1 rRNA gene is annotated in these 728 nt (G+C 45.9%); it reads left to right on the top strand.

What is annotated here, in order from left to right:
* Positions 1–191: 191 nt before the first annotated feature.
* Positions 192–728, top strand: a 23S ribosomal RNA gene (locus tag CYD26_RS24765); the annotation flags it as partial.

Genomic DNA, 728 nt, shown 5'->3' with positions numbered 1-728 from the left:
TTGATTTCTGAACTTTTTCAGAATCGTTCTTTAAAAATTTGGGTATGTGATAGAAATAGACTGAATAGCACTTTCACTGGTGTTTATTCAGGCTAAGGTAAAATTTGTGAGTGTCTCTTAAGTCTTAAGAGTATTGCGAATTTTCGGCGAATGTCGTCTTCACAGTATAACCAGATTGCTTGGGGTTATATGGTCAAGTGAAGAAGCGCATACGGTGGATGCCTTGGCAGTCAGAGGCGATGAAAGACGTGGTAGCCTGCGATAAGCTTCGGGGAGTCGGCAAACAGACTTTGATCCGGAGATCTCTGAATGGGGGAACCCACCTAGGATAACCTAGGTATCTTGTACTGAATACATAGGTGCAAGAGGCGAACCAGGGGAACTGAAACATCTAAGTACCCTGAGGAAAAGAAATCAACCGAGATTCCCTTAGTAGTGGCGAGCGAACGGGGACTAGCCCTTAAGTTGATTTGAGATTAGCGGAACGCTCTGGAAAGTGCGGCCATAGTGGGTGATAGCCCTGTACGCGAAAATCTCTTATCAATGAAATCGAGTAGGACGGAGCACGAGAAACTTTGTCTGAATATGGGGGGACCATCCTCCAAGGCTAAATACTACTGACTGACCGATAGTGAACTAGTACCGTGAGGGAAAGGCGAAAAGAACCCCGGAGAGGGGAGTGAAATAGATCCTGAAACCGTATGCGTACAAGCAGTGGGAGCCTACTT

It is taken from the genome of Pseudomonas sp. FFUP_PS_473, from assembly GCF_002858665.1.
GTDB classification, from domain to species: Bacteria; Pseudomonadota; Gammaproteobacteria; order Pseudomonadales; family Pseudomonadaceae; genus Aquipseudomonas; species Aquipseudomonas defluvii.
The sequence above is the reverse complement of the archived record's forward strand: the minus strand, read 5'-3'. Positions and strand labels throughout refer to the sequence as shown.